The sequence below is a fragment of the Metabacillus sp. FJAT-52054 genome, from assembly GCF_037201815.1.
Lineage (GTDB): Bacteria > Bacillota > Bacilli > Bacillales > Bacillaceae > Metabacillus_B > Metabacillus_B sediminis.
Genome location: NZ_CP147407.1, coordinates 2,171,978 through 2,196,446, shown reverse-complemented (window position 1 = coordinate 2,196,446; position 24,469 = coordinate 2,171,978). Strand labels below are relative to the sequence as shown.

The window sequence follows — 24,469 nt, the reverse complement described above, 5'->3', positions numbered from 1 at the left end:
AAAATTCAATGGTAACGATCAGTTTATGTATGATTGTAAAAAATGAAGAAGATGTTATAGGCAGATGCCTGGAATCAGTTAAAGATCTGGTTGATGAAATCATCATTGTCGATACAGGTTCAACAGATCAAACGAAAAAAATCGTTTCATCGTTTACAAAAAAGATCTATGACTTTAAATGGATAGATGACTTCGCTAAAGCCCGAAATTTTTCATTTAAAAAAGCAACAAAGGAATACATCCTTTGGCTTGATGCTGATGATATTTTTTTAGAGGAAGATCGAAAGAAATTAGGCCAATTAAAAAAGAATCTTGACCCGTCTGTTGATTCCGTCTCCATGTTTTATAATTTGACCATGGATGAAAATGGGAAACCTGTCATGAGGCTGAGAAGAAATCGTTTAGTAAAAAGAAGCAAGGGGTTCAAATGGATTGGTCCTGTGCATGAATATTTGGAGGTGGGCGGGCACATTATTACGAGTGACGCGGCTGTAACTCATGCCAGCATTCATCATGATTCCGACCGGAACCTGAGAATCTATGAAAATCGATTAAAACAAGGAGAAAAGTTTTCTCCGAGAGATTTATATTATTTTGCTAATGAATTAAAAGACCATCAGCAGTATAAAAGAGCAGTGGAGTATTATGAGAAATTTCTTTCTGACGGTAAAGGATGGATTGAAGACAATTTAGCAGCATGCGGCAAATTAGCTGATTGCTACCATGAATTATCCAATCAGGAGAAAATGATATACAGTGTGCTTCGCTCCTTTAAATATGAATCTCCCAGACCGGAATTCTGCTGCAGGCTGGCCTATACGTTTTTTGAAAAGATGGATTACCACTCAGCGATTTATTGGTATAAGCAAGCAGCAGCGATAGGAGTATTAGCTTCTTCATGGGGGATGCAGAATCAAGCCTACGCCGACTGGATTCCGCATATTCAGCTCTGTGTTTGCTATGACAGGCTTGGTGATTATAAATTGTCCCAATACCATAATGAACAAGCAGGGTCTATCCGCCCGGAAAATCCGCAATATTTGCATAATAAACGTTACCTTGAGCAGGTTTTCGCTCTTCAGAACAAAAAGGAGAGTCATAATGAGCAAGAATAAAGTGCTGATTGGCAGTCCAATTCATCAGAAACCGGAAATTCTGAGTGAATTCCTTTACTCATTAGGTCATTTAAATCAGGATGATACGGAACTCAGTTTTTACTTTATTGATGACAATAAGGATCCTGAATCCACCCGCCTTCTTTACGAGTTTCAGCAAAAGGCTAAACGAGTGAAAATTGAGCGCTCATCCTATTCAGATGTTTATGTAAAGGACCACTCCACTCATTATTGGAATGAACATCTTGTTTGGAAGGTAGCCTCTTTTAAAGATAGCATGATCCAGTATGCCGATCAGCAGGGATTTGATTATTTGTTTTTAGTAGACTCTGACCTGCTGCTATATCCAGAGACCATATCCCATTTGGTTAAACAGGAGAAAGACATCCTTTCTGAAGTATTCTGGACTAGATGGCAGCCGGATTCGATGGAGCAGCCGCAAGTATGGCTATCTGATGAATATACGCAATATCAGAAAGGAAGAGGGGATCAGCTTTCGGATGAGGAAGCTACTACCCGTTTTCATGAATTTATCAGCCAAATGAAAGTGCCGGGTGTTTATGAAGTAGGAGGACTTGGTGCCTGTACCCTGCTTTCCAGAAAAGCTCTTCAAAAGGGTGTCGGCTTCGGTCAAATTTATAACCTTTCATTTTGGGGAGAAGATCGGCATTTTTGTATCAGGGCTGCAGCAATTGGCTTTAAGCTTTATGCAGATACGCATTATCCTCCTTATCATATTTACCGTGACACGGATTTAGAGGGAGCAGATGATTTCTTTTTAAAGGCTCACAAGAAAACCAGGATCAGGATTAAATCAGAGTATAAGCCCAAACTGACTTTATCTATGATTGTCCGGAATGAAGAAAATAGGTTTTTAAAGGAAGTATTGGAGCATCATGCTTCATGTATTGATCATGCCGTTATTATCAACGATGGAAGTACGGATCGGACCCTTGAGATATGCAAGGAGAGTTTAAGCGACGTCCCCTATGTCATCGTCACAAATGAAGCATCCAAGTTTCATAATGAAATCGAATTACGTAAACAGCAATGGGAAGAAACCATTGCCACAAATCCAGATTGGATTCTGAGCCTGGATGCAGATGAATTTTTTGAAGACGGATTTTGTGAGGAACTCAATAAGCTGATGCATAACAAGGAATTCGATTTGCACTCCTTCAGGCTATATGACTTTTGGAACGAAACCCATTATCGCGAGGATCATATGTGGAGAGCGCATCATGTGTTCCGCCCGTTCCTATTAAAATACAGACCTGGATTTTCATACAAATGGAAGGAAACTGCTCTGCACTGCGGGCGAATGCCTGAAAACGTTTTTCAGCTTCCAAACGCTATATCTCCTATCCGAGTGAAGCATTTCGGATGGTCCAGAGAGAAAGACCGTCTTGAAAAATTCAAAAGATATTTAGAACTGGATTCTAATTTCCACTATGGGGTAAAGGAGCAATATGAGTCCATTTTGGATCCGCACCCTAACTTAATCGAATGGAAGGATTAATACAAGGAGGCTGCCGATAAAAGGCAGTTTTTTAATGTTAACGCATATCATAAATAAGTTGACATATGGAAAGTCTTTTTTTACGATTATGAAGCAGAGGGGGAATGGAAATGAAAATGAATTGGATTGAAAGAGCCAAGAGTTTGATTGAAATGAATGATACATTAACAACAGAGGAAGCTATGCTAATATTGCAGTCGGAGGACGATGACCTGCTTGAACTGCTGCAAGGAGCTTTTCACATCCGAAAGCACTTCTACGGAAAAAAAGTGAAGCTCAACATGATCATTAATACGAAATCCGGACTGTGTCCGGAAAACTGCGGCTACTGCTCCCAGTCATCTGTTTCGTCAGCGCCTATCGAAAAATACAGAATGATGGACAAGCAGTCGATTATCGATGGGGCGAAGAGAGCCTTTGATCTAAACATAGGAACCTATTGCATCGTCGCAAGCGGGAGAGGACCTTCGGAAAAAGAAGTGGGTCATGTCGCTGAAGCTGTCAGAGAAATAAAAGAAACGTACGGACTCAAAATTTGCGCTTGCCTCGGAATCCTTAAACCCGGTCAGGCAGAAAGGCTTAAAGAAGCAGGAGTTGACAGGTACAATCATAATGTCAACACTTCTAAAGAGCACCATGAGCAAATCACAACCTCACATACATATGACGACCGTATTCAAACCGTTCAATCGGTTAAGGAAGCCGGCATCTCTCCTTGCTCAGGAGTGATCATTGGCATGAAAGAAAGTCTGGAAGATGTGATTTCTATGGCCTTTCAGCTAAAAGAGCTTGATGCAGACAGCATTCCTGTGAACTTTTTGCATGCCATTGACGGCACACCGCTCGAAGGAACAAACGAACTCAATCCGCGCTACTGTCTCAGAGTGCTTGCCCTGTTCCGTTTCGTAAATCCTTCAAAGGAGATTCGGATATCAGGAGGAAGAGAAGTCAATTTGCGCTCACTGCAGCCTCTTGGATTGTATGCGGCGAACTCCATTTTCGTCGGAGATTACTTAACGACGGCAGGCCAGGAAAGTTCCAGCGACCATAAAATGCTAGAGGATCTAGGCTTTGAAATTGAATGGCCGGCAAATACCATATAATCAATTGATTTGAATTTACCCCGCCGGAGCATGCAGCCAGCGGGTTTTTCTGTTTGTCTTCACCATGTAAAGAAAAGCAGCTGGGCATAGAAATAGAGACTGATGGGCCGAACCAGGTCCATATTCAGTCTTTCATCCCCGTACTCTCCCATAAAATCCGCCCAACCTCCTGAAATAAACAGCAGAATTCATACATACAATGTAAAAATAGATGGTTTGGCGATCGGGAGGGATGAAGGGTGAAGAGGAGTTATCTGATAAAGCCTCTTGTAGACGAGCAGCTTCCGGAAATTGCTTTTGGGAGGGGCGTTTATTTATATGGTGCGGATGGCAAGGAGTATTTGGATGGATCGTCAGGTGCGATTACGTGCAGCATTGGGCACGGGGTACGAGAAATTACGGAAGCAATGAATGAACAGGCGAAAAAAGTTTCATTTGTGTACCGTTCCCATTTTACAAGCAAGGCAGCCGAGGCGCTGGCGGAAAAGCTTGCAGAGCTGCTGCCGGGCGATTTAAATTGGAGTTTTTTCGTAAACAGCGGGTCTGAGGCCGCGGAAACGGCAATGAAGATGGCGATTCAGTACTGGCAGGAAAAGGGGAGGCCGTCTAAAACGGCTATTCTATCACGCTGGCGGAGTTACCACGGAATTACAATGGGGGCCCTGTCACTTTCCGGATACCCTGAGCGCCGGGTGAGATTTACGGACCACCTTGCCTCAAATCCGGATGTTTCAGCGCCCTATTGTTACCGGTGTCCCTACCAGCAAGCCTATCCATCTTGCAATCTCATGTGTGCGGATGATCTGGTGCGTTCAATTAGGAGAATGGGAGACGAAAATATAGCGGCGTTTATAGCAGAACCAATTGTTGGCGCGGCTGGAGCATGTCTCACTCCGCCGCCTGGATATTATGAACGACTCCGGGAGATTTGCGACCGGTATGATGTCCTGTTTATTGCGGATGAAGTGATGACAGGGATGGGAAGAACCGGAAAGGTACTGGCTACTGAACACTGGGATTGTCTTCCTGATATAGTTGTGCTTGGCAAAGGGCTGGGTGCGGGCTACAGTCCAATCGCCGCCGCCGTTGCCTCCGATAAAGTGATGAAGCCATTTCAGGAAGGCAGCCGTGTGATCATGAGCGGGCATACGCATAGCGGGAATCCCCAGTCAGCGGCAGCCGCCTTAGCGGTACTGAAATATATGGATAAGCATAGCCTTGCTGAACAGGCAGCAAGGCAGGGCCAGCATCTTAAGGAGCAGCTAAAAGACATGCAGTCATCATTCCCTTTTATAGGAGAGGTGAGAGGAAGAGGGCTTTTAATAGGGATCGAATTAGTGAACAATCCCAATGACATGACTCCTTTTCCAAAGCACCTGAAGGCGGGGGCCAAATTGGTGGAGCTTGCATTCAGAAACGGCCTTATTCTGTATCCTGCAAGTGCGGGAGTCGATGGCGGGGACGGAGATGCGGTGATAATTGCTCCGCCGCTCACCATTACGATTCAGGAAACAGCGGAGTTGCTTAAGCGATTTAAAAGAACGTGCATCCAATTTAGTCAATGGCAAAAGGAGGGGTAAGGGATGGAGGAATACAGTAAGATCCGTCAGGCAGAGGAAGCGATAAAAACAGTCAAAGACGGGACATCGCTTATGATTGGCGGGTTCGGCGGAGTAGGTTCGCCCCCCCTCCTTATTGATGCCATTTTAGAAAAAGGTATCCGGGATCTTCATATTATCTGTAATGATGCAGGATTTCCTGATATCGGAGCGGGCAGGCTGATTACGGCGGGGAGAGCAAGGAAGCTGACGGCCTCCCACATTGGATCAAATCCGATTGCCGGAAAACTGATGACCGAGGGGAAGCTTGAGGTTGAATTTTCGCCGCAGGGGACACTTGCTGAACGAATCCGCGCCGGAGGTACAGGCCTTGGAGGGATTTTAACAGATATTGGTTTGGAAAATGAATACGTGAGGAATGGTAAGCAGCTGATTGAGTCAGGAGGGAAATCGTATCTCCTGGAAACGGCCATCCGAGCCGATACAGCTATCCTGCATTGCGGCAAAGCAGATAATTGGGGGAACCTCAGTTACTGCAAAAGCGCACGTAATATGAATCCGCTTATGGCGATGGCTGCTGATTACACGGCCGCGGAGGCAGAGGAACTGGTAAACGCCGGGGACATGAATGGGGATGAGGTTATCACGCCTGGTGTGTTTATCCAGACGGTTGTGCAAAGCAAGGGAGTGAATTGGAAATGGGTATGGGAAGAGAAACAAAGCTGAGCATTGCCAAAAGGGCTGCACAGGAAGTGGAGAAGGGAATGGTGCTTAATTTAGGCATTGGAATTCCTTCACTCGTACCGAATTTTTTGCCTATGGACTTTCCGGTCATGATCCAGGCAGAGAACGGAATTTTGGGGATGGGCCCCGAGCCTCCTACAGGCGAGGAAGAGTGGGAGCTCTGCAATGCGGCGGGTTTTCCGGTTACTGAAGGAAAAGGGATATCCTACTTTGATTCTGCAGCGGCATTTGGGATGATTCGCAGCGGCTGCATTGATATGACCATACTGGGGTCTCTTGAGGTGAGTTCGAGCGGTGACCTCTCCAATTGGATTGTACCCGGAAAAACGATTCCCGGAATGGGAGGAGCGATGGAGCTTGCTCAAAAAGCGAGGAAGGTTCTCGTGGTGATGAGCCATACAGACAAGCATGGCCGGCCTAAAATAGTGGATCAATGCTCTTTGCCGATAACAGCTCAAAAATGTGTCAGCCGGATCATTACGGAAATGGCGGTACTGGATGTAACAGATTCAGGACTTATGCTGACCGAGGTTATGGAATCTTTTTCCGTTGAGGAAGTCATCCGCAAAACGGGGGCTTCGTTAATTATTTCACCTGAATTACAAGCATAGGAAGGATGATTGCATGGATCAGGAGCAATTGGCGATTTGCCAGTGGCTGGATAACAATCAGCATCGTGCGGTTAAATTGCTGCAAAAGTTAGTGGAGCAGCCAAGCACTCAGGGAAACGAAGCCTCTGCCCAGGCGATTGTTTTGGAAAAATGCAGACAGATCGGGCTTGAAATTGACATATGGGAGCCTGGAGGAAAGAAACTGAAATCGCACCGGCATTTTTATTCAACTAGGTCGAATTTTAAAGAAAGTCCAAATATTGCCGCCGTCCTAAAGGGCAGCGGAGGCGGAAAATCACTGATCTTCAACGGCCACATCGATGTTGTGCCTGAAGGAGATTTGGAGCAATGGGATCGAGAGCCTTTCTTTCCAAAGCTTGAGAATGGCAACGTCTATGGAAGAGGAACCTCAGACATGAAGGGCGGAAACGTCTCGATGCTGATGGCGCTGGAAGCGATTTCTAGATGTCAGACTTCTATTAAAGGAGACATTATTTTTCAAAGTGTGATTGAAGAGGAAAGTGGCGGAGCAGGTACATTGGATGCCATTTTAAGGGGCTGGGAAGCGGATGCAGCCATTATCCCTGAGCCGACCAATATGAAAATTTTCCCAAAGCAGCAGGGCTCGATGTGGTTCAAAGTAATTGTGCACGGTAAATCCGCTCACGGCGGTACGAGGTATGAAGGAGTTTCAGCCATTGAGAAGGCGATGATGGTCATGAACCACATTCGGGAGCTCGAAAAAGTGCGTAATGACCGGATTACAGATCCTCTTTATGCGTCCACACCTATTCCCATACCAATCAATATTGGAAAAATAACCGGAGGCAACTGGCCATCCTCCGTCCCGGACCGTGTCATTCTCGAAGGCAGATGCGGTGTTGCACCTAATGAACAAATGGAAGAGGTCCAACAAGAGATGCAGGAATATTTAGAGCGGCTGGCTGGGTTTGATCCATGGTTCGCTGATCATCCCGCAGAGCTGCAGTGGTATGGAGCCAGGTGGCTTCCAAATGAGCTGGAACCGGATCATCTGCTCATTGACTGCCTCGTTCAAAGCTTTAAGGAAGTGACAGGGGAGCAGCCGGTTATGGAGGCTTCACCATGGGGGACTGATGCGGGTATGATTTCAGCAGCAGGCAGCATACCCTCGATTGTGTTTGGGCCCGGCATCACGGAAACTGCTCATCATCCAAATGAGTACATTCCGGTGAAAAATGTCATTCAGGCTGCGAAGGTAATGGCTCTCTTTGCTTTAAAATGGTGCAGAACGTCGAAGGGGGAGTCAAATTGACAAAATTCATTTCGCTTCATGCTGCTTCAGGCAAAGCGACTGAGAAGCTGATGGAACGAAGAAAACAGCACGTTCCGAGAGGACCTTTTCATGTGATGAACAAGTTCATCACTCACGCTAAGGGGGCTCAGGTAACCGATGCGGAAGGAAATACGTACCTGGATTTTGCAGGAGGAATCGGGACATTAAATGCCGGACACTGTCCGGATGGAGTCGTGAAGGCGCTGAAGGAGCAGCTTGATTTGTTCATTCATCCGAGCTTTCACGTCCTGCTTTATGAATCGTATATTGAATTGGCCGAAGAGCTGAACCGGCTTACACCGGGGAACCACCATAAAAAAACCTTCTTTTTGAACAGTGGAGCCGAAGCAGTCGAAAACGCAGTGAAGATTGCGCGAAGAGCTACCGGACGGAGAGCTGTTGTTTCCTTTGAAAGAGGATTCCATGGGAGAACCTATATGGCCATGGGGCTTACGAGCAAGGTGAAGCCATACAAAAATGGTTTCGGCCCATTTCCTCCTGATATTTATAAACTCCCATTCCCTTATTACTTTCATTCAGTTGGGCAATCCAAAGAAGAAATTGACGCGCAGGCAATTAAGCAGCTTGAAACGTTTTTTTTGACCGAGGTTCCCGCGGAAGATATTGCAGCCATTATTATGGAGCCGGTTCAGGGCGAGGGAGGCTTTGTCATTCCCTCCGCTTCCTTTGTCCGGCAAGTGAAGCAGATTTGTGAAGAAAGCGGCATCCTATTTATCGCGGATGAGGTCCAAACGGGATTCGGCAGAACGGGAAAATGGTTTGGAATCGAGCATTTTGGGGTGGTTCCGGACATTGTGACGATGTCAAAATCGATCGCTGCCGGTTTGCCGATCAGTGCCGTGACGGGCAGAGCGGAGCTAATGGATGCACCTGAAATCGGGGAGATTGGCGGCACATACGGGGGAAGTCCTCTTGGATGCAGAGCAGCTCTAGAGGTTATCAAAATGATAAAAAGCCAAAAGCTTCTTGAACGGTCGGAAAAGATCGGCGAAACCATAGAAATGTATTACCGGAAATGGACAGAGGAGTTGCCGTTTATAGGAGAAGGAAGACGGCTTGGAGCTATGGCGGCTGTAGAAATAACGGAACTGGGCAGCCAGAAGCCTGACAAACACCAAACGGCCAATCTGCTGAAGAAGATTCATGAGCGAGGGGTTATCTTAATGAGCGCAGGACTATACGGCAATGTCATCCGCTTCCTTTGTCCGCTGGTCATTTCTGATGAAGAATTAATGGAGGGTCTTGAAGTAATAAACAGCGTGCTATACGACACCTGAGCCGCCTTTTTAGGGTGGTTCTTTCATGGAGAGACTGGGTCTAATCCTGCCATTCCAACTGCTGGGATAGAGTGGAACAGACATCAGAAAACGATGCTGCTGCTTGAATTAAAGCGCCTTCCTGCTCTTTTTCTGCAGGACAGCCAGTCAAAAGCATGTTAATTGGGGGATAACTCAAATGAAAGAGGTCATTGAGGCTGGATTGAAAGGAACTGCAGCGGTTGTTTTTGATGATTACAATGAACGGTGCAGGGTCGACGATTATGCAGGGAATTTTTCCTTTTTGTATGAGACGCTTGTTAAAGAATGCAAAAAAAGGTCCGTGAAAAAATTGATCTGGAAGGTAAAGGCTTCGGACTGCTTTCCGGCACTGGCATTAGGAATGGAAGCGGAAGGTGCAGCGGGTTCATTTTTTAGGGGAGAGCCATGCTGGTTTTTTTCAAAATATTTCTCTGAAACCAGGAGAAAAACCGATGAATGGGTAAACGAAGACCGTTTACTTGAGGAGGTTTTCCATAAGACCCCTAATCGGGGCATCCCGCTGCCTCCCGATGGCTTAAGAGAAGCAGCGCTTACGAATGCAGAGGAGCTCGCTTCTTTTTATGGAGGAATTTTCGATGTTTATCCTGTCCCTATTACGGAACCGGATTATATAAAGAAGTCAATGAGTTCGTCTGCTTATTTTATGGTCGTGGAGGATGCGGGGAAAATCGTGAGTGCGGCTTCCGCTGAAATTGACGCGAACCACTTGAATGCGGAAATAACCGATTGCGGGACGCTGCCTGCCTTTCGTAAACAGGGGCATCTTCAGCATTTGATATATGCGCTTGAGGAAAGGCTTGTCAAAAACGGCATTTATTCTGCTTATTCATTATCCCGCGCAAGATCCTTTGGAATGAACCGGTCCTTGCATCAATGCGGCTACACATATGGAGGACGGCTTGCGAATAATTGCTACATTTATTCTTCTATTGAAAATATGAATATATGGTGGAAGGACCTTTCAAGGTAAAGCGAAGCATCTGGTAGGCAACTTTGTGTATGTATCTGCATCTATTGTAGGTAAAAGCAAGAGGGGGGAAATCAATGGCTCAGCAGCTCTATGCACCAAACAGGCACTGGAAGGATATCAGTCTATGGAAGGACGTCCCGGAAGAAAAGTGGAACGATTGGCTATGGCAGCTCACCCATACAATCCGAACGGCAGATGATTTAAAGCAGGTCATAAACCTGACTCCTGAAGAAGAGGAAGGGGTTCGGATATCAGCGAAAACGATCCCTTTAAATATTACGCCCTACTATGCCTGGCTCATGCATCAAGATAATCCTAAATGCCCGATCCGGATGCAATCCGTACCAATCGGAAGCGAGCTGAATAAAACGAAATATGATTTAGAAGATCCGCTTCATGAAGATGAAGATTCACCTGTGCCGGGTCTTACGCACCGGTATCCCGACCGTGTATTATTTCTTGTCACGAATCAATGCTCCATGTATTGCAGGTATTGTACAAGAAGGAGATTTTCCGGACAGATCGGAATGGGTGTTCCGAAGAAGCAGCTGGATGACGCGATTGCTTATATCGCCTCTGCCCCGGAAGTAAGAGATGTGCTGATTTCCGGAGGAGATGGGCTTTTAATCAACGATAGTATTCTGGAATACATTTTGAAGAATTTACGGGCAATACCCCATGTTGAAATCATTCGGATCGGAACGAGAGCCCCGGTTGTTTTTCCTCAGCGGATTACAGAAAATCTATGCAATATACTAAAAAAATATCATCCGGTTTGGCTGAATACGCATTTTAATACAAGCATTGAAATCACGGAGGAGTCCAAAAAGGCGTGCGAAATGCTCGTAGATGCAGGTGTGCCAGTCGGCAATCAGGCAGTCATCCTGGCGGGGATCAATGACAGCGTTCCGATTATGAAAAAACTTATGCACGACCTCGTGATGATTCGCGTAAGGCCGTATTATATTTATCAGTGCGACCTTTCAGAAGGGATTGGACATTTCAGAGCTCCAGTATCAAAGGGACTGGAAATTATCGAAGGATTAAGAGGACATACGAGCGGATATGCGGTCCCAAGCTTCGTTGTCGATGCACCTGGCGGAGGCGGAAAGATTACCCTGCAGCCAAATTACCTCATTTCTCAAAGCCCCACTAAAACAGTGCTTCGCAATTTCGAAGGAGTGATCACGTCTTATCCTGAACCTGAGAATTATGTACCTGGAACGGCAGACGAATACTTCGAATCCATATATGGAAACATGGATTCGAAAAAATCGAAAGCAGGTATTGCGGGCATCCATGAGGAGGCTCATCTCACGCTTACACCTGTCGATTTAGCGAGGCTGAAAAGAAGAAACCAATACAGCAGCAATCCGGCACACCAATCCCTGAAGGATAAACGTGAAAAAAGAGATGAACTGAAGGAGAAAAAATACCAGGCACAGCAGCATAAAGGCAAAGCACAGGGTGAGCAAGATGACGTGTGAATGGTGCGGTTCTGACAAAACGAAAACGGCTGAACTTCCTGTTTACTGGGAATTGCCTGATGGAACGAGATCGATCGAGATTACAGATGCCCCATCGGTTATTTGTTTAGCCTGCCAAATGGTCTATCAGGAAGAGACGGTCGTGAAGGAAATAGAAAATCAGCTCTTCCTGATCCGGACATCAAATCTTGGGGATACAATTGACTATAAACAGCTAATGGCAGAGCCAAGAATTTTAAAGAAAAACTACTTTGACTTCAGTTAGCATGAAACCAGAAAGATTGACTCCCTCTCTGAACAGGATATAATAAAATCCAATCAGCCAATTTAGCGGGGGAGAATGTATGAAGTCTTTTTATCACTACCTGATGAAATTCAGGCATCCTAAACCGAAGGATGAAATCAGCCGCTTTGCAAATCTTGCCTATATGGATCATAGTTTTCCAAAATCATCCGATGCTTATCATGAGATTTCCGACTATCTGGAACTCAGCGCAGATTATATGGAGAATATGTCGGTATTTGATGAAGCCTGGGAACTTTATAAATCGGAAACAGCGAGATAATCCGTCGTGAGACCGCAAATTTGCGGTCTTTTTTCGTTTACAATAAAAGGAACAAAACTTATAATTTGTAAGCGTTAACAGAAAGTGTGTTCGGGGGGATTAGATGATTCACGTAACAAATTTAGAAAAAGAATATTTACTAGTAAAAAGGGATCCTGGCTTAAGAGGTGCTTTTAAATCACTTTTTAACCGAAAGTACGAGAAAAAGACAGCGGTTAAGGGTGTCAGCTTTCATATACAAAGAGGAGAAATGGTGGGGTATATCGGCTCGAACGGTGCCGGGAAATCTACAACCATTAAAATGCTCACCGGAATCCTGACTCCATCCTCTGGAGAGGTAAAGGTCAATGGAATCATTCCATATAAACAGCGGAAAGAAAATGCAAAGCAGATTGGAGCTGTATTTGGTCAGCGAACACAGCTTTTTTGGGATATTCCGGTCCGTGAATCATTCGATCTGCTAAAAGAGATTTATGAGGTGCCGGAAGAGCAATTCAATGAAACGATGGAGCTTTTTACAGATGTTCTGCAGCTGGATGCCCTGCTTGGAATTCCCGTAAGGCAGCTTTCTCTTGGGCAAAAAATGCGCTGTGAACTGGCTGCGGCCTTCATCCACCGTCCTGAGGTTGTGTATCTGGATGAGCCGACAATCGGATTGGATGTAGCGGTCAAAGTGAAAATCCGGAAATTCATTCGGGATATGAATGAAAAGTGGGGGACGACGGTCCTGCTCACGACCCATGATATGCAGGATATTGAGGAGATTTGCAGCCGGATTATCATAATCGATCAAGGAACGATTTTGTATGATGGAGGTCTGAACGAAATCAAGGAGCGTTTTTCAGCAAAAAGAGAGGTTCATTTTGAGCTGGATCAAATGCAGCCGTTTGCACTTCCTGAACCACTTCGCCATCTTGCAGATTGGCGTCTTGAGGAAGGCGAATCAATGAACAAAGCGATCGTATCCTTCTCAAATGACCAAATAAAAGGATCAGATGTCATTGCTGAAGTATTAAAAGAAAACAAAATAACCGACTTATCGATTCAGGATCCCAAAATTGAAACCATTATCGAAGAAATTTACAACCAGGGGCTTTAAGGAAGGTGAGTAAAAATGAGAAAATACTGGATGTTTGCTAAATCCTCTATGCAAATCAGTGCTGCATACAGCGCCTGGTATTGGGCGAGCATGGCCACCGTCATCTTAAAGCTGCTGATTATGTTTTATTTCTGGCACGCAGTCTATCAAAATCAATCTTCAATTGGACAGCTGACTTTAAAGGAAATGCTTACATATATCATTGTCGCAATGTTTGTGCAGGGATTTGTTTCAGGAGCAGGAAACGAACTGGCAAGGGAAATTAAGCAGGGGCAAATCGCAGTCGAATTAATGAGACCGTATCATTATCTTTTTAAAATGATTTTCATGGATTTTGGCCAAAAAGCATCCTTTTTCATTAGGGAAACGATTCCAATGGGGCTTATTGCCTTTTTCGTTATTCAAATAAATCCGCCAGGCAGTCCGTTGCAATTGATCTTTTTTCTAGCCAGTGCAGCCCTTGGATTGTGGATTGGAACTTTTTTTGACATGCTAATCGGAATCCTTGCATTTTGGACGGTAAATATATGGGGGGTACAAGTGTTGAAGGAAGGTGTCATTACTTTTTTTTCGGGAGCGCTGATTCCGATCACACTCTTTCCTGCATGGCTTCAATCGATATCCTTTGCTCTGCCGTCTCAGGCGATGGTTTTTTCACCGGTTGCCATCTATACAGGACAGATTACCGGTATGGATATTTATTGGACGATTGCTGTTCAGGCGATCTGGGCTGCAGCACTTTATATTTTGCTTAACGTGCTATGGAACCAGGCCATTAAAAAAGTGACCATTTTCGGCGGATAGGAGGCTGGGATGAAAAGATACGCAAAGCTTTATTATTTGTTTGCTAAAAATCATATAAAAGTGATGCTTGAGTATAGAATTGATTTTTTGATTGGAATGGTTTCTGTCGCGTTGCAGCAAGCTGCCGGGGTGTTTTTTCTGGCAGTCGTTTTTGGCCATATTCAAGAATTAAATGGATGGTCGTTCTATGAACTCCTGTTTATTTATGGGATTGCGGCGAGCGGAAGGGCGATCCACCATATCTTCTTTGATAATTTATGGACGCTTGGCTGGCAATATATTAAACCCGGCCAGCTGGACAGACTGCTGATTCGTCCGATTAATCCCTTTTTTCACGTATGTGCAGACAGGCTGCAGCAAGACGGCTTCGGACAGCTGCTGATCGGATGGATTATACTTGGAACGGCAATCCCGCATTTACACCTTTCCTGGGGTCTTTTTGAATTCATGATGCTCATTGTGCTCGTCATTTCGAGCGGTGTCATCTTCGTAGCCATTAATTTATTTTTTGCTTCCCTGTCTTTTTGGATGACAGACAGCATGCCGGTCCTGTGGGCAGTTTTTAACCTAAGCGACTTTGCTAAATACCCTCTGACTATTTACCATAAAGGACTGCAGTTTTTCCTGACGTGGATCATACCTTACGGATTTACTGCCTTTTTGCCGGCAGCATGGTTTCTGGACCGGGAAGGCTATGCTTCGGTTGCCATTAAAGCCCCGGTCACAGCAGCCGCTGCGATGACAGTTGCCTATTTGTTTTGGCTGCTCGGATTGAAAAATTATAGCAGTACCGGAAGCTGAAAAATCAAACCGTTCGACCCTGTGTGAACTGCCCATGCGAATACGAAAGACCCGCATATACTATCATAACTTTTCAGAGTGCGGGAGTGAGAATGGGCATGACCTCAAAATATCCTAAGTATAAAATGGGAGAAGTCGTTGTAATCGTTCTATATGGAACAGTTGGCACCGTAACAAATGTTTATAAGCTGAACCAGTCCTTCCTTTATGAGGTCAACCATGGGGATGTTCTTTTCTTTGAGAGTGCCCTTTCTTTCTATAAAGAATATGAAGGCAAAATTTTTGAAATTGAACGGATTGAAGTAGAATACCAATTTGCGATCGGCGATCTCGTCCATGTAAGCGGGTACGGAAATGATCTCTTTAAAATTGTTGGATTAAGAACGGAGATCTGGAGATACCTCGAGGATGGATGGGAGGACATGGTATATGAATTGATGAGGGTGGCTGACGGGGAATGGCTTGAAGCAGCTGAAGAAGAGATGGTGCTTGTGATGAGCAACAATGAGGCAGAAAAATCTCTTCATCAAATTATGCTCATGCTGAACAAAGAGGGTGCAGAAAGTGAAGCGCAAGAGGAGGCTTCGGGCACTAAATCCAGCGGACTTTCTTATTCTCTCGAAAAGCCTGAAAGAAAGAGAGAGCCAGGCCAGCTGATTAATGACCTGCTGGATATTTACAACGACTATAAACTGCTGTATATGCAGTTTGGAGATTCAGAGTACAAGGAAATGATGCAAATGGTCATGGACAGTCTCAAACGGTTCAAGTCCAATTAATTCACAAGGAATTCAGCAGCATGACCGCCATGTTCCATGTGATAAAAGGCAGACAGCCAATTATGGCAACTGCAAATAATACACGTACGCCTGCAGCCAAAATATGATCAAATTGTTCTCCATCGGCCCATTCAATAATCCTGTTCATTTATTTTCCCCCTCATAAGCTTGTCCTGTCAAAAAGATATGCAAGGGAAAGCTGCTCTATTCCAAAAAAACTTGTTCTAATTCAGACATAAGCTTGCTCTTCTTTTCATATGAAATAGAAAGGGGGGCGAGATAATGAAAGAAATGGAAGTCGTGATAGATACAGAGGAAATTGCAGAATTCTTCTATTCGGAATTAACAAAAAGAGGCTACATACCGGGCACAGAAGAGCTGGAAGTCCTAGCGGATATCATGTTTGATTACCTTCTCGTCAAATGCATCATTGATGAAAATTTTGAAGATGAGCATCCCCCATTGGATTAGCGGAACAATTTTTTGCTAATGGCTGAAATCGGGGCGAGCTTCAGAAGATCGGCCATCACTTTATTCGTTAGATCCTGTAGTTTTTCCGTTTCCGGAAGCTCAAATCCTTCAGGAATTCCAAGCTGCAAAAGCCAATCTTTCTCTATACTTTCCGGCCCTGGGATAATAGGCCAGGCATCGGCAAGATAAGGACTTGTGAGTCTGAATGGGTCTCTGGATGATGAAAACAAATGCGGCCAATAGTCGCTTCTTGAACCTGTGTGGGCGGAAGATTTGCAGTAAGCTAATATAGACTCGTGAATTTTCCGGTGATGAAAAAGTATGTGGTACAGTTTTTTTCCGGTCCTGATCCGCTCCGAAAGGGATTGAAAGCCGGTTACCGTTATTCCGGCAAGAGAATGTTGCTTTTGTTTATGGTGTTTTTTATATGGAAAGAGTATATTCGTTAATCCCCATTTCTCCTGAAACGAAAATTTTAGATTACTAAAGATGGACGCAGACTTGCCTGACAGGATGTTTTCCTCAATCATGGACTGCTCATTTGTAATAAGGGCTCTTGTAAGCAAAGCGGAATTACCGGTTTGAAAAAAGCAGGACCAAATCGGTTCCATAAACGCGGAAACGCGGAAAGCGGGCAGGAGATGAAAAAGGTCCCTGTTCCTTTTTTTGCTTTCTTCATATAAAAGAAGCTGTGGATAGGCATCGAGAAAAATGGCTGCATTGATTATCTCAAGGATCTGAAATAAATCGTTTTTTTCGCTTTGGTGAAGTAAAGGACCTATGTAGGATGATTTCAGATCTGTCATACTGTATCCTCCGTTTCTTGAAACAAGATGCGCGAGCAGCGCCCAATGTACCTCCGGATACTGGGAATGAAACATGAGATAACTTTGAGTGCGTGTCAAATTTGACACGTTGCAAATAGCTGTTTCACTTTTGATTCTCTGGATCACGTCTCTTTCATCACCCGCAGTAACGAAAGGCTGCTGCTTTGCATGTACCTTTTTTTGGAGAGCAGTGTACAGGCTTTCTTTCTCTTCTTCAAGTATTCGAAAGCGGTTTAATGCCGTCTCGGACCTCTTCATGGATTTTTCCTCCTAACCGGCTGCGCTGCACTAAAATATTGTATGATAAATATGAAACTTAGGTTCACTCTGCTCCGTATTAAGAAATAGAAAGGAGAATGATGATGATAAAAAAAATATTAGATTCTCTTTTATCCAAAAATAATAAGGATAAGCACGGTTCAAGCAGCGGATACAAGCGAGGAAAATTTGGGCAGCATCCGTCAAAGCATGGCCACCATTATTATAAGAAAAAGCACCGCTCAAGCGGCTCCCGTTCATATAGCAGCTGAAAATGAACGCAATCGAACTCAAAAAGGGATTTGTGCTGAAAGGTAAATATGAGATCGAGTCTAAGACGGGGGAAGGCGGCTACGGAATCGCCTATAAAGCCCGGAAAATCAATGACGGCGGCACAGTGCTTATTAAGCAGGCTAGAAACCGAAAGCGCAAAACAAGTCATTCCTTTGAAATGGAATCCTTAATTCTTCGATCCTTAAAAAATATACAAATTCCTGAGCTGTATGAGCAATTCGTTGTCGACCGGCATATGTATCTTGCAATGGAATTTAAAAATGGGCGAACGTTTGAAGAATTGATTTTTGATGAGGGTCATGTGTATACAGAAGAGCAGTCTATAGCTATTCTTGCAAAAATCACGGCAATTTTAGCCTCTATTCATGAGCGCGGAATTGTGCACAGGGATTTACGGATTCCAAATATTTTGCTTGATGGCCAGGATATTCATATTATCGATTTTGGTCTGGCTAGAAACATAGGGGATAAACAAAAATTCAGTTTCTTTAAAAAGAAAAAGAGATACAGAGAGATCTCATTTATAAGCGATTTCTATGCTTTAGGGCACTTTCTGCTTTTCTTGCTTTATTCCGGCTACTCTGCGAGAGAGGAGAAGGAAAAGCCCTGGGAAGAGGAATTGAATATTGATTCAGGAACCCGGCTTATCCTGCGAAGAATGCTTCAGATTGATTCTCCGTATGAAAGAATAGATGAGCTTCAAAAAGATCTTCATAACCAAAGAAATTAGGAGGAGTCAGTATGTCTTTTTTTAACAAAGTATTTGCAAGCGTTGGAATTGGTGCAGCGAAAGTGGATACCCGTCTGCATGACGTAAATGTAAGGGCAGGGGAAGATGTTCAGGGAATTGTCGCGATTAAAGGCGGTAAAACAGAGCAGGAAATTGCGGAAATTTACCTTTCCGTCATGACCAATTACGTTAAGGAATCAGATGACAAAAAATACACCCAGACAGCGGTTATTTCAAAAGTGAAAATTAATGAACCGTTCGTCATCATGCCGGATGAACATAAAGAAATTCCGTTCCGCTTTGTATTGCCGTCAGATACTCCTGTTACATACGGTCAGTCAAAAATTTGGATTCACACAGGCCTTGAAATTAAAAATGCGGTTGATCCGACTGACCAGGATGCCATCCATGTACACCCGGGTGCTCTCCAGCAGAAAATTTTTGATACCCTTGGTGAGCTTGGATTTCAGCTGAGAAATGCAGAAAACGAAGCGGCATCTGCAAGATTAAGAAGGCGGCTTCCATTCGTTCAAGAATTTGAATTTTTCCCGTATCAAGGTCCATTCAGAGGGAAATTGGATGAGTTGGATGTCGTTTTTACCGATGTGACGGATGAACGGGTTGAAATGGTCCTTGAAATTGACAGAAAAGCAAGAGGGCTGTCCGGTCTGTTCTCAGAAATGCTTGAAACAGATGAAACAGCTGTTAGAATGTCGGTAACAAAACATGATCTTCCCCAGCTGACTGGTATTCTTAAACAAACGATCCAGCGTTTCAGCTAAATGACAGGCAGCTGAGCTAACTAAGCTCAGCTGTTTTTTCTTTTCGCAAACAGGCTCTATCCTATTTGGCGGGGGTGCCCAAACAGTTGCTAAAATATTGCCCGGAAGCTTGTTTTGCCATTCATTTGGGGAAACTGGCTTTTTTGTTTTACTGATGCGAAAATATGGGTAACGTAGATGAATACTGTAATAGGAAAGGTCGCATGTACATGAAAGACATCAGGAATACAGCTCTTTTGCTCATAATCTTTATCGTGCTGGCTGCTATTTATGACTCAAGCTGGTATACGCCTGCCGATCAGTGGATGGTCAAATTTTTTGAATACAACCGGGCTTCATGGTACACAGATTATTTTATTTTCTTTACCGAATTTGGTTCAGGAAAAACGATTTTTCCTTTATTGATTGTCTTATCCATCCTTCTTGCCTATAAAAAGCGGGCATTAGAAGCAATGTTCTTATTCATATGCTTTACTGGCTCAAGGCTGTTTAATTGGCTTTTGAAAAATGGATTTGACAGAGAAAGACCATCGTTCAATCCATTAATGGAAGAAAATACGTACAGCTTCCCAAGCGGCCATGCCATGAACTCAGCTGCTATTTTTGCATTTTCCGGTTACCTCCTTATCCGGTTCTTTCCGAAATACCGCCCGATTATTACAGCGGTTATGATATTCTTTGTTATCAGCATATCAGTCAGCAGAGTGTACATCGGCGTTCACTATGTTTCGGACATAACCGCGGGTATCTGTGCAGGTCTGATCTGGTTTATTGCCCTGAAAAGATTATATGAACGCGCCAGTCATAATTTTCGACAAAAATAGTTTGGTTTTGCTGAAGGACTTTCGGCATCTTATCGCTAATACATAGTGAAAATGATGCGGAGGGATTCAGATGAAAGATCAGCTGCTTATGGTAAAAAGAAAACTGCGCATGATGGACATATCTATTTTTCAGACTCAGGTCTCAGGTGATACAAAAGGCTATAAGCTGGTGTACAGTTTTAAAACCGAAGCGAAAGATCATCAAGATGCTTTGGAGAAAACCTTTAGACTATTTAATGTTCATGATACGGTTCCGGCTGATTATACCGCCAGATTTATACAAACAGGCGACATTCTGTTTATAGATGAAGGCAGAAGGGGTCAGGAATACTATAGGCTTCATTCTGGAGGATGGAAAAAGATTAATCGTATTCATGTGAGGTAAGCAGAACAAGCAGCGAATTTTTTATTCGCTGCTTGTGCACATTATAGATGATAGCAGGAGCCTGAATTTCTTCAGCCGGCCGCCTGTTCATGTCCGTATGCAGTTTAATGGCCGGAACTTAATTGCATTGACGCGTTTTCTGTGTGTATAACCCATCTGTCTACCTACAAAAAAAGGGGATTTTGTAATGCTTCTCACGATCATTTGCATACTTGGTGCCATTTCAACGCTTTCAGCCCTCTTAGTCAAAAAGGAACTCGAAAAACTGTTTTATAAAGGCAAAAGCCAGTTTTTTTTTCATCTGCTCAACCTTTATTTCGTCAGTTTGCTCATTAGCTTCTCTGAAATTGTTTTCTTTCAAAAGTTTCATGATTTTAACGGATTCTCCATGTATTTCTTTGAAATGGTTAAGATTTCTATGGTATACCTTCCATTTTACTTTTTCTCTGTCTGGATTTTCGAGAAATATATAAAAAGCATGAAAAAGTACGTTGCAAGAGGAAACGTACTTGTCATAAAGCCTAAATACCTTTCTCGAAAACAGCTTCCATAGTTTGTTCAATCAAAGTACAATGTGGATATAGCAGAAGATGCTACAGTTGCAATAGAGGAGGATTTTTACATGAGCGTACATATAGGAGCTAAAGAAGGACAAATTGCGGAAACGATCCTGCTGCCAGGAGACCCGCTGAGGGCCAAATACATTGCAGAGACATTCCTTGATAATCCGGAATGCTATAATGAAGTCCGCGGGATGCTAGGGTTTACAGGCACTTATAAAGGGGAACGGATTTCGGTTCAGGGAACAGGAATGGGCGTTCCGTCGATATCCATTTATGTAAATGAACTAATTTCAAGCTATAATGTTCAGCAGCTGATTCGTGTGGGCACATGCGGAGCAATTCAAAAGGACGTTAAAGTTAGAGACGTCATTCTCGCTATGAGTGCATCTACTGATTCGCAAATGAACCGCATCACTTTTGGCGGAGTGGATTATGCTCCAACTGCAGACTTTGATCTATTAAAGAGAGCATATGATGCAGGAATCGCGAAAGGACTTCAGCTCCGCGCAGGAAGCGTATTTACAGCGGATATGTTCTACAACGAAAATGCTGAGCTGGAGAAATGGGCAAGATATGGAATACTCGCTATAGAAATGGAATCCTCCGCACTATACACAATTGCTGCAAAATTTGGACGGAAAGCATTATCTGTTCTTACGGTAAGCGACCACATTCTGACTGGTGAGGAAACGACATCTGAAGAGCGTCAATCTACGTTCAATGAAATGATTGAAGTAGCCTTGGAGGCTGCTATTCAAAAATAGAAGCAAGTGAAGGTGCCCTCAAAAGGGGCATCTTTTTAATTGGCAAATATAGTTTTTTTCTTTTTTGGTAATAATGATACAATGGACTTTGCTGAAAACAGAAACTTTACAATCTAGGGTGGTAGTAAGACATGAAAAAAAGGCTCGCCTATGCTATTGTACCGCTGGTTATTTTCTCAGGCGCATGCACATTTCCAATGGCAGATAACAAACAGGCTGAAAAAGTGGAACAACCTTCTTCAAAAACCAAAAGCGAGACCTCTGATGTAATGGTACTCGAAGGAAAATATTTTAATGCGATTGAAGCGGTGAATGGGAAAAAAGTGATTTCTAATCCTGATAATCTTCTCGTTTTAGTAAATAAGCACAACACTCTTCCCGGACATTATGAACCTAAGGATTTGACTGTCCCTAATGTACCGTTCTCGTTCGGTGATGCCGACATTCCCCAGAAATATGTGAGAGAACCGGCCGCCAGGGCTCTTGAATCGCTATTCAAGGGTGCAAAGGACAGTAATTTGGAATTATTTGCGGTTTCGGGATACCGTTCCTATGATAGACAGGAAAATATCCTAAACCAGGAAATTGCAGCTAAAGGGGAAGAAAAAGCGGAGGAAGCTGTTGCATCCCCAGGCCAAAGTGAGCATCAAACAGGACTTGCAATGGATATTTCCAGCAAAAGTGTCAATATGGAGCTTGTGAAGGAATTTGGAGATACCCCTGAAGGCAAATGGGTCAAAGAAAATGCTTATAAGTACGGTTTTGTTGTACGTTACTTGAATGATAAAGTTGCGGTTACGGAATATAAATTTGAACCGTGGCATTTAAGATATGTAGGGAAGAAAACGGCTAAAACTCTTCATGACAAAAACCTGACCCTTGAGGAATATTTTGACCAGGTAAAAAAATTATAGCAGGTGAAGAGATGGAAAGACCGATGGATTTGCTTGATTATGGCTTGAAGATTCTTTTTACAGGATTTAATCCAAGTATTCAATCGGGCTTGACTGGACATCATTATGCGAATCGGACAAACCGTTTCTGGAAAATTCTTTTTGAAGCAGGTCTTACGGACCGAATTTATCAGCCGGAAGAGGATTATACTCTTTTGGAAAAAGGGTTCGGGTTTACAAACATTGTCCACAGGCCGACAAAAAATGCTTTGGAGATTACGAAACAGGAATATGCAGAAGGCAGGCTGGAATTAATGGATAAAATAAAAATCTATCAGCCTGGCATTGTATGTTTTGTGGGAAAAGGTGTATATCTTCAGTACAGAAGTGCGAAAAAAGCTCCTTGGGGATTCCAGAAAGATCCGCTAATCAGCGGAGTAAGGGAGTTCGCTGCACCTTCTTCAAGCGGACTTGTACGAATGAAGACCGAAGAAATTGTTTCCATTTACAAAATGATCAGTGAGCATATTTAAAAAAAGAGACTGAATTCAGTCTCTTTTTTCTTAAGCTCTATTAAACTTGGCTGTTGATTTTTGCTACAGGCGTTCGCTTACCCTTGGGCGGGCGGCGAGCCTCCTCCTGGCTTCGCCGCTGCGGGGTCTCACGCCTTCCGCTCCAATCAGCAAAGTTAAAAATCAATATGGAAGCTTACTATTCAATGAATAAGGTACATAAAAAGGCCCCTAATCGGGCCCTTTTTATGAGACGATCCAATTAGAAGAAAAGCAAACTGCCAAGAGCAAATCCAGTAATAAAACCTAAGCCGATTCCATAAGCAGGGTAATATGGATAATATCCATAGCCTCCACCATAAAAGCCCATTCCGAAAGCTCCGCGCGGACGCGGGCCATTTGGCTGGATGTAAACCCTGCTTCGTGTTACGTTGACAATTCTCCCTGTGTGTACATTGCCGAAACGGTCATTGATTCGCACATTCTTGCCATGATGCTGACAGCACATATTATAATAGTTTTGACTCAAGTGGGATCCCTCCGTTTTTAATCCTTACCTTGTACCTTATGAACGAAGGGGGGAAATAGTTTGTACGAATATCCCGGTTGTCTTATTTATTTGCTAAAAACACCCGGTAGCCTAGGAAAGTGCCGTATTTTTGCAGCATTTCCTGATGTCTGTTTAGAATCTGAAATGTGGCCGGCTCCACTGTATCATCCATATCGACATCATGATTAGGCTCTTCATCATCGAATGTGAAATCCTCTTTTGCCAAGCTCCGTATATTTGTAAATCCGCTATTTTCAAACCGCGAAACCCACTCATCCTCTGTTTGAAGTGCTTGAAATCCATAAAATCCGGTTATTTCTGAGAAAGATGCTGGATCGGCAGGCTTTTCAAGGGTGACCTCCACAGCGACCAAAATACCTCCATCAGTGAGGACGCGTCGGCATTCATTTAATGAGGCATTCAAATTTGTAAAGGATAGGACGGATTCGCACAATACTGCTTCAAACCGGCTGCTGTCAAAACTCATTTGTTCCAGACTGCCTTGAACAACAGGAACGGAATCACCAGACAGCCGTGTTTTGGCTTTTTGGACCATTCGCTGATCGGCATCAATACCTGCAGCATCATATCCTAATCCGGAAAGATAGAGAAGAGTCTGGCCAGTGCCGCATCCAGCGTCCAATATCCGGCACGGAAAGGGAAGATTCAATTCTGAAAGAACTTGTTTGGTGAGCTGCAGACCGCCTGGATGGGCTCCTGCTATGCCTAATGATGAAATCATATTTAAATAGTCTGGCAATTTAAGATCTCCTTTGCATGGAAGAATTCATTTACTTATTCTTA

At 43.7% G+C, this 24,469-nt stretch carries 30 protein-coding genes; 26 read left to right on the top strand and 4 right to left on the bottom strand.

Annotation, left to right across the window (positions count from 1 at the left end; all coding sequences use genetic code 11):
• Window positions 1-8: 8 nt before the first annotated feature.
• The 16 genes from WCV65_RS11505 to WCV65_RS11430 all read left to right on the top strand — a co-directional run bounded on the left by WCV65_RS11505 (window position 9) and on the right by WCV65_RS11430 (window position 15,812).
• On the top strand, window positions 9-1,115 hold the full coding sequence (locus tag WCV65_RS11505; RefSeq protein ID WP_338776586.1) for a glycosyltransferase: 1,107 nt from the start codon (window positions 9-11) through the stop codon (window positions 1,113-1,115).
• Window positions 1,102-2,634 (top strand): glycosyltransferase family 2 protein, encoded by a 1,533-nt coding sequence (locus tag WCV65_RS11500; protein WP_338776584.1) that lies wholly within the window; start codon window positions 1,102-1,104, stop codon window positions 2,632-2,634. The genes WCV65_RS11505 and WCV65_RS11500 overlap by 14 nt, the downstream gene beginning before the upstream one ends.
• Before the next feature lie 116 nt (window positions 2,635-2,750).
• A complete protein-coding gene (gene bioB, locus WCV65_RS11495) occupies window positions 2,751-3,737 on the top strand; it encodes a biotin synthase BioB (protein WP_338782269.1) in 987 nt (328 codons plus the stop codon).
• Window positions 3,738-3,976: 239 nt separating this feature from the next.
• Window positions 3,977-5,317 (top strand): aspartate aminotransferase family protein, encoded by a 1,341-nt coding sequence (locus tag WCV65_RS11490; RefSeq protein WP_338776582.1) that lies wholly within the window; start codon window positions 3,977-3,979, stop codon window positions 5,315-5,317.
• 3 nt (window positions 5,318-5,320) lie between these two features.
• Window positions 5,321-6,022: a CoA transferase subunit A gene (locus tag WCV65_RS11485; RefSeq protein WP_338776580.1), complete on the top strand. Its 702-nt coding sequence runs from the start codon at window positions 5,321-5,323 to the stop codon at window positions 6,020-6,022.
• Complete coding sequence (locus WCV65_RS11480) at window positions 5,995-6,651, top strand: 3-oxoacid CoA-transferase subunit B (protein ID WP_338776578.1); 657 nt, start codon at window positions 5,995-5,997, stop codon at window positions 6,649-6,651. The genes WCV65_RS11485 and WCV65_RS11480 overlap by 28 nt, the downstream gene beginning before the upstream one ends.
• A gap of 13 nt (window positions 6,652-6,664) precedes the next feature.
• Window positions 6,665-7,945, top strand: coding sequence for a peptidase (locus WCV65_RS11475; protein ID WP_035406290.1), 1,281 nt, complete (start codon window positions 6,665-6,667; stop codon window positions 7,943-7,945).
• A gap of 50 nt (window positions 7,946-7,995) precedes the next feature.
• A complete protein-coding gene (gene gabT / locus WCV65_RS11470; protein ID WP_231889935.1) occupies window positions 7,996-9,264 on the top strand; it encodes a 4-aminobutyrate--2-oxoglutarate transaminase in 1,269 nt (422 codons plus the stop codon).
• 178 nt (window positions 9,265-9,442) lie between these two features.
• Window positions 9,443-10,276 (top strand): putative beta-lysine N-acetyltransferase, encoded by an 834-nt coding sequence (gene ablB, locus WCV65_RS11465; RefSeq protein ID WP_338776575.1) that lies wholly within the window; start codon window positions 9,443-9,445, stop codon window positions 10,274-10,276.
• 74 nt (window positions 10,277-10,350) lie between these two features.
• Window positions 10,351-11,763 carry a lysine 2,3-aminomutase gene (gene ablA, locus WCV65_RS11460; RefSeq protein ID WP_338776570.1) on the top strand — a complete coding sequence of 471 codons (1,413 nt, stop codon included), beginning with the start codon at window positions 10,351-10,353 and terminating at the stop codon, window positions 11,761-11,763.
• Window positions 11,753-12,028: a YokU family protein gene (locus WCV65_RS11455; RefSeq protein ID WP_035406298.1), complete on the top strand. Its 276-nt coding sequence runs from the start codon at window positions 11,753-11,755 to the stop codon at window positions 12,026-12,028. Before ablA ends, WCV65_RS11455 begins: the two co-directional genes overlap by 11 nt.
• A 79-nt stretch (window positions 12,029-12,107) precedes the next feature.
• Window positions 12,108-12,329, top strand: a complete 222-nt coding sequence (locus tag WCV65_RS11450) for a YozE family protein (protein ID WP_035406302.1) — start codon at window positions 12,108-12,110, stop codon at window positions 12,327-12,329.
• Window positions 12,330-12,432: 103 nt separating this feature from the next.
• Window positions 12,433-13,428 carry an ATP-binding cassette domain-containing protein gene (locus WCV65_RS11445; RefSeq protein WP_338776566.1) on the top strand — a complete coding sequence of 332 codons (996 nt, stop codon included), beginning with the start codon at window positions 12,433-12,435 and terminating at the stop codon, window positions 13,426-13,428.
• Between the two features lie 15 nt (window positions 13,429-13,443).
• Window positions 13,444-14,232 (top strand): ABC-2 family transporter protein, encoded by a 789-nt coding sequence (locus tag WCV65_RS11440; RefSeq protein WP_338776563.1) that lies wholly within the window; start codon window positions 13,444-13,446, stop codon window positions 14,230-14,232.
• Window positions 14,233-14,241: 9 nt separating this feature from the next.
• Window positions 14,242-15,033: an ABC-2 family transporter protein gene (locus WCV65_RS11435; RefSeq protein WP_338776561.1), complete on the top strand. Its 792-nt coding sequence runs from the start codon at window positions 14,242-14,244 to the stop codon at window positions 15,031-15,033.
• Window positions 15,034-15,131: 98 nt separating this feature from the next.
• The gene (locus tag WCV65_RS11430) at window positions 15,132-15,812 is read left to right on the top strand and encodes a hypothetical protein (protein ID WP_035406416.1); all 681 of its coding nucleotides are present in this window, start codon (window positions 15,132-15,134) and stop codon (window positions 15,810-15,812) included.
• Between the two features lies 1 nt (window position 15,813).
• Here WCV65_RS11430 and WCV65_RS11425 read toward each other — a convergent pair whose 3' ends face one another.
• Window positions 15,814-15,960 carry a hypothetical protein gene (locus tag WCV65_RS11425; RefSeq protein WP_338776559.1) on the bottom strand — a complete coding sequence of 49 codons (147 nt, stop codon included), beginning with the start codon at window positions 15,958-15,960 and terminating at the stop codon, window positions 15,814-15,816.
• Between the two features lie 134 nt (window positions 15,961-16,094).
• On the opposite strand from WCV65_RS11425, the gene WCV65_RS11420 reads away from it, so the two are divergent.
• The gene (locus tag WCV65_RS11420; RefSeq protein WP_035406311.1) at window positions 16,095-16,283 is read left to right on the top strand and encodes a YozD family protein; all 189 of its coding nucleotides are present in this window, start codon (window positions 16,095-16,097) and stop codon (window positions 16,281-16,283) included.
• Here the strand turns inward: WCV65_RS11420 and WCV65_RS11415 are convergent.
• Window positions 16,280-17,368 (bottom strand): DUF2515 family protein, encoded by a 1,089-nt coding sequence (locus tag WCV65_RS11415; RefSeq protein WP_338776557.1) that lies wholly within the window; start codon window positions 17,366-17,368, stop codon window positions 16,280-16,282. The two genes, WCV65_RS11420 and WCV65_RS11415, sit on opposite strands and share 4 nt — an antisense overlap.
• Before the next feature lie 104 nt (window positions 17,369-17,472).
• Here WCV65_RS11415 and WCV65_RS11410 point away from each other — a divergent pair, with 104 nt between their 5' ends.
• From WCV65_RS11410 to WCV65_RS11370, 9 genes are all read left to right on the top strand, one after another.
• Window positions 17,473-17,640, top strand: a complete 168-nt coding sequence (locus WCV65_RS11410; protein WP_338776556.1) for a hypothetical protein — start codon at window positions 17,473-17,475, stop codon at window positions 17,638-17,640.
• A gap of 2 nt (window positions 17,641-17,642) precedes the next feature.
• Window positions 17,643-18,392 carry a protein kinase gene (locus WCV65_RS11405; protein ID WP_338776555.1) on the top strand — a complete coding sequence of 250 codons (750 nt, stop codon included), beginning with the start codon at window positions 17,643-17,645 and terminating at the stop codon, window positions 18,390-18,392.
• An 11-nt stretch (window positions 18,393-18,403) separates the two neighbouring features.
• A complete protein-coding gene (locus WCV65_RS11400; RefSeq protein ID WP_035406317.1) occupies window positions 18,404-19,174 on the top strand; it encodes a sporulation protein in 771 nt (256 codons plus the stop codon).
• A gap of 209 nt (window positions 19,175-19,383) precedes the next feature.
• Window positions 19,384-19,998, top strand: coding sequence for a phosphatase PAP2 family protein (locus WCV65_RS11395; RefSeq protein WP_338776551.1), 615 nt, complete (start codon window positions 19,384-19,386; stop codon window positions 19,996-19,998).
• 70 nt (window positions 19,999-20,068) lie between these two features.
• A complete protein-coding gene (locus WCV65_RS11390) occupies window positions 20,069-20,383 on the top strand; it encodes a YodL domain-containing protein (RefSeq protein WP_035406320.1) in 315 nt (104 codons plus the stop codon).
• 187 nt (window positions 20,384-20,570) lie between these two features.
• Window positions 20,571-20,936: a hypothetical protein gene (locus tag WCV65_RS11385; protein WP_338776550.1), complete on the top strand. Its 366-nt coding sequence runs from the start codon at window positions 20,571-20,573 to the stop codon at window positions 20,934-20,936.
• 69 nt (window positions 20,937-21,005) lie between these two features.
• Window positions 21,006-21,710 (top strand): purine-nucleoside phosphorylase, encoded by a 705-nt coding sequence (gene deoD, locus WCV65_RS11380; protein ID WP_338776549.1) that lies wholly within the window; start codon window positions 21,006-21,008, stop codon window positions 21,708-21,710.
• 131 nt (window positions 21,711-21,841) lie between these two features.
• Complete coding sequence (locus tag WCV65_RS11375) at window positions 21,842-22,624, top strand: M15 family metallopeptidase (RefSeq protein ID WP_082883836.1); 783 nt, start codon at window positions 21,842-21,844, stop codon at window positions 22,622-22,624.
• Between the two features lie 11 nt (window positions 22,625-22,635).
• Window positions 22,636-23,136, top strand: a complete 501-nt coding sequence (locus WCV65_RS11370; RefSeq protein WP_338776548.1) for a mismatch-specific DNA-glycosylase — start codon at window positions 22,636-22,638, stop codon at window positions 23,134-23,136.
• Between the two features lie 241 nt (window positions 23,137-23,377).
• Here WCV65_RS11370 and WCV65_RS11365 read toward each other — a convergent pair whose 3' ends face one another.
• Window positions 23,378-23,623 carry a hypothetical protein gene (locus WCV65_RS11365; protein WP_035406428.1) on the bottom strand — a complete coding sequence of 82 codons (246 nt, stop codon included), beginning with the start codon at window positions 23,621-23,623 and terminating at the stop codon, window positions 23,378-23,380.
• 103 nt (window positions 23,624-23,726) lie between these two features.
• Window positions 23,727-24,425 (bottom strand): class I SAM-dependent methyltransferase, encoded by a 699-nt coding sequence (locus WCV65_RS11360; RefSeq protein WP_338776547.1) that lies wholly within the window; start codon window positions 24,423-24,425, stop codon window positions 23,727-23,729.
• Window positions 24,426-24,469 lie beyond the last annotated feature (44 nt).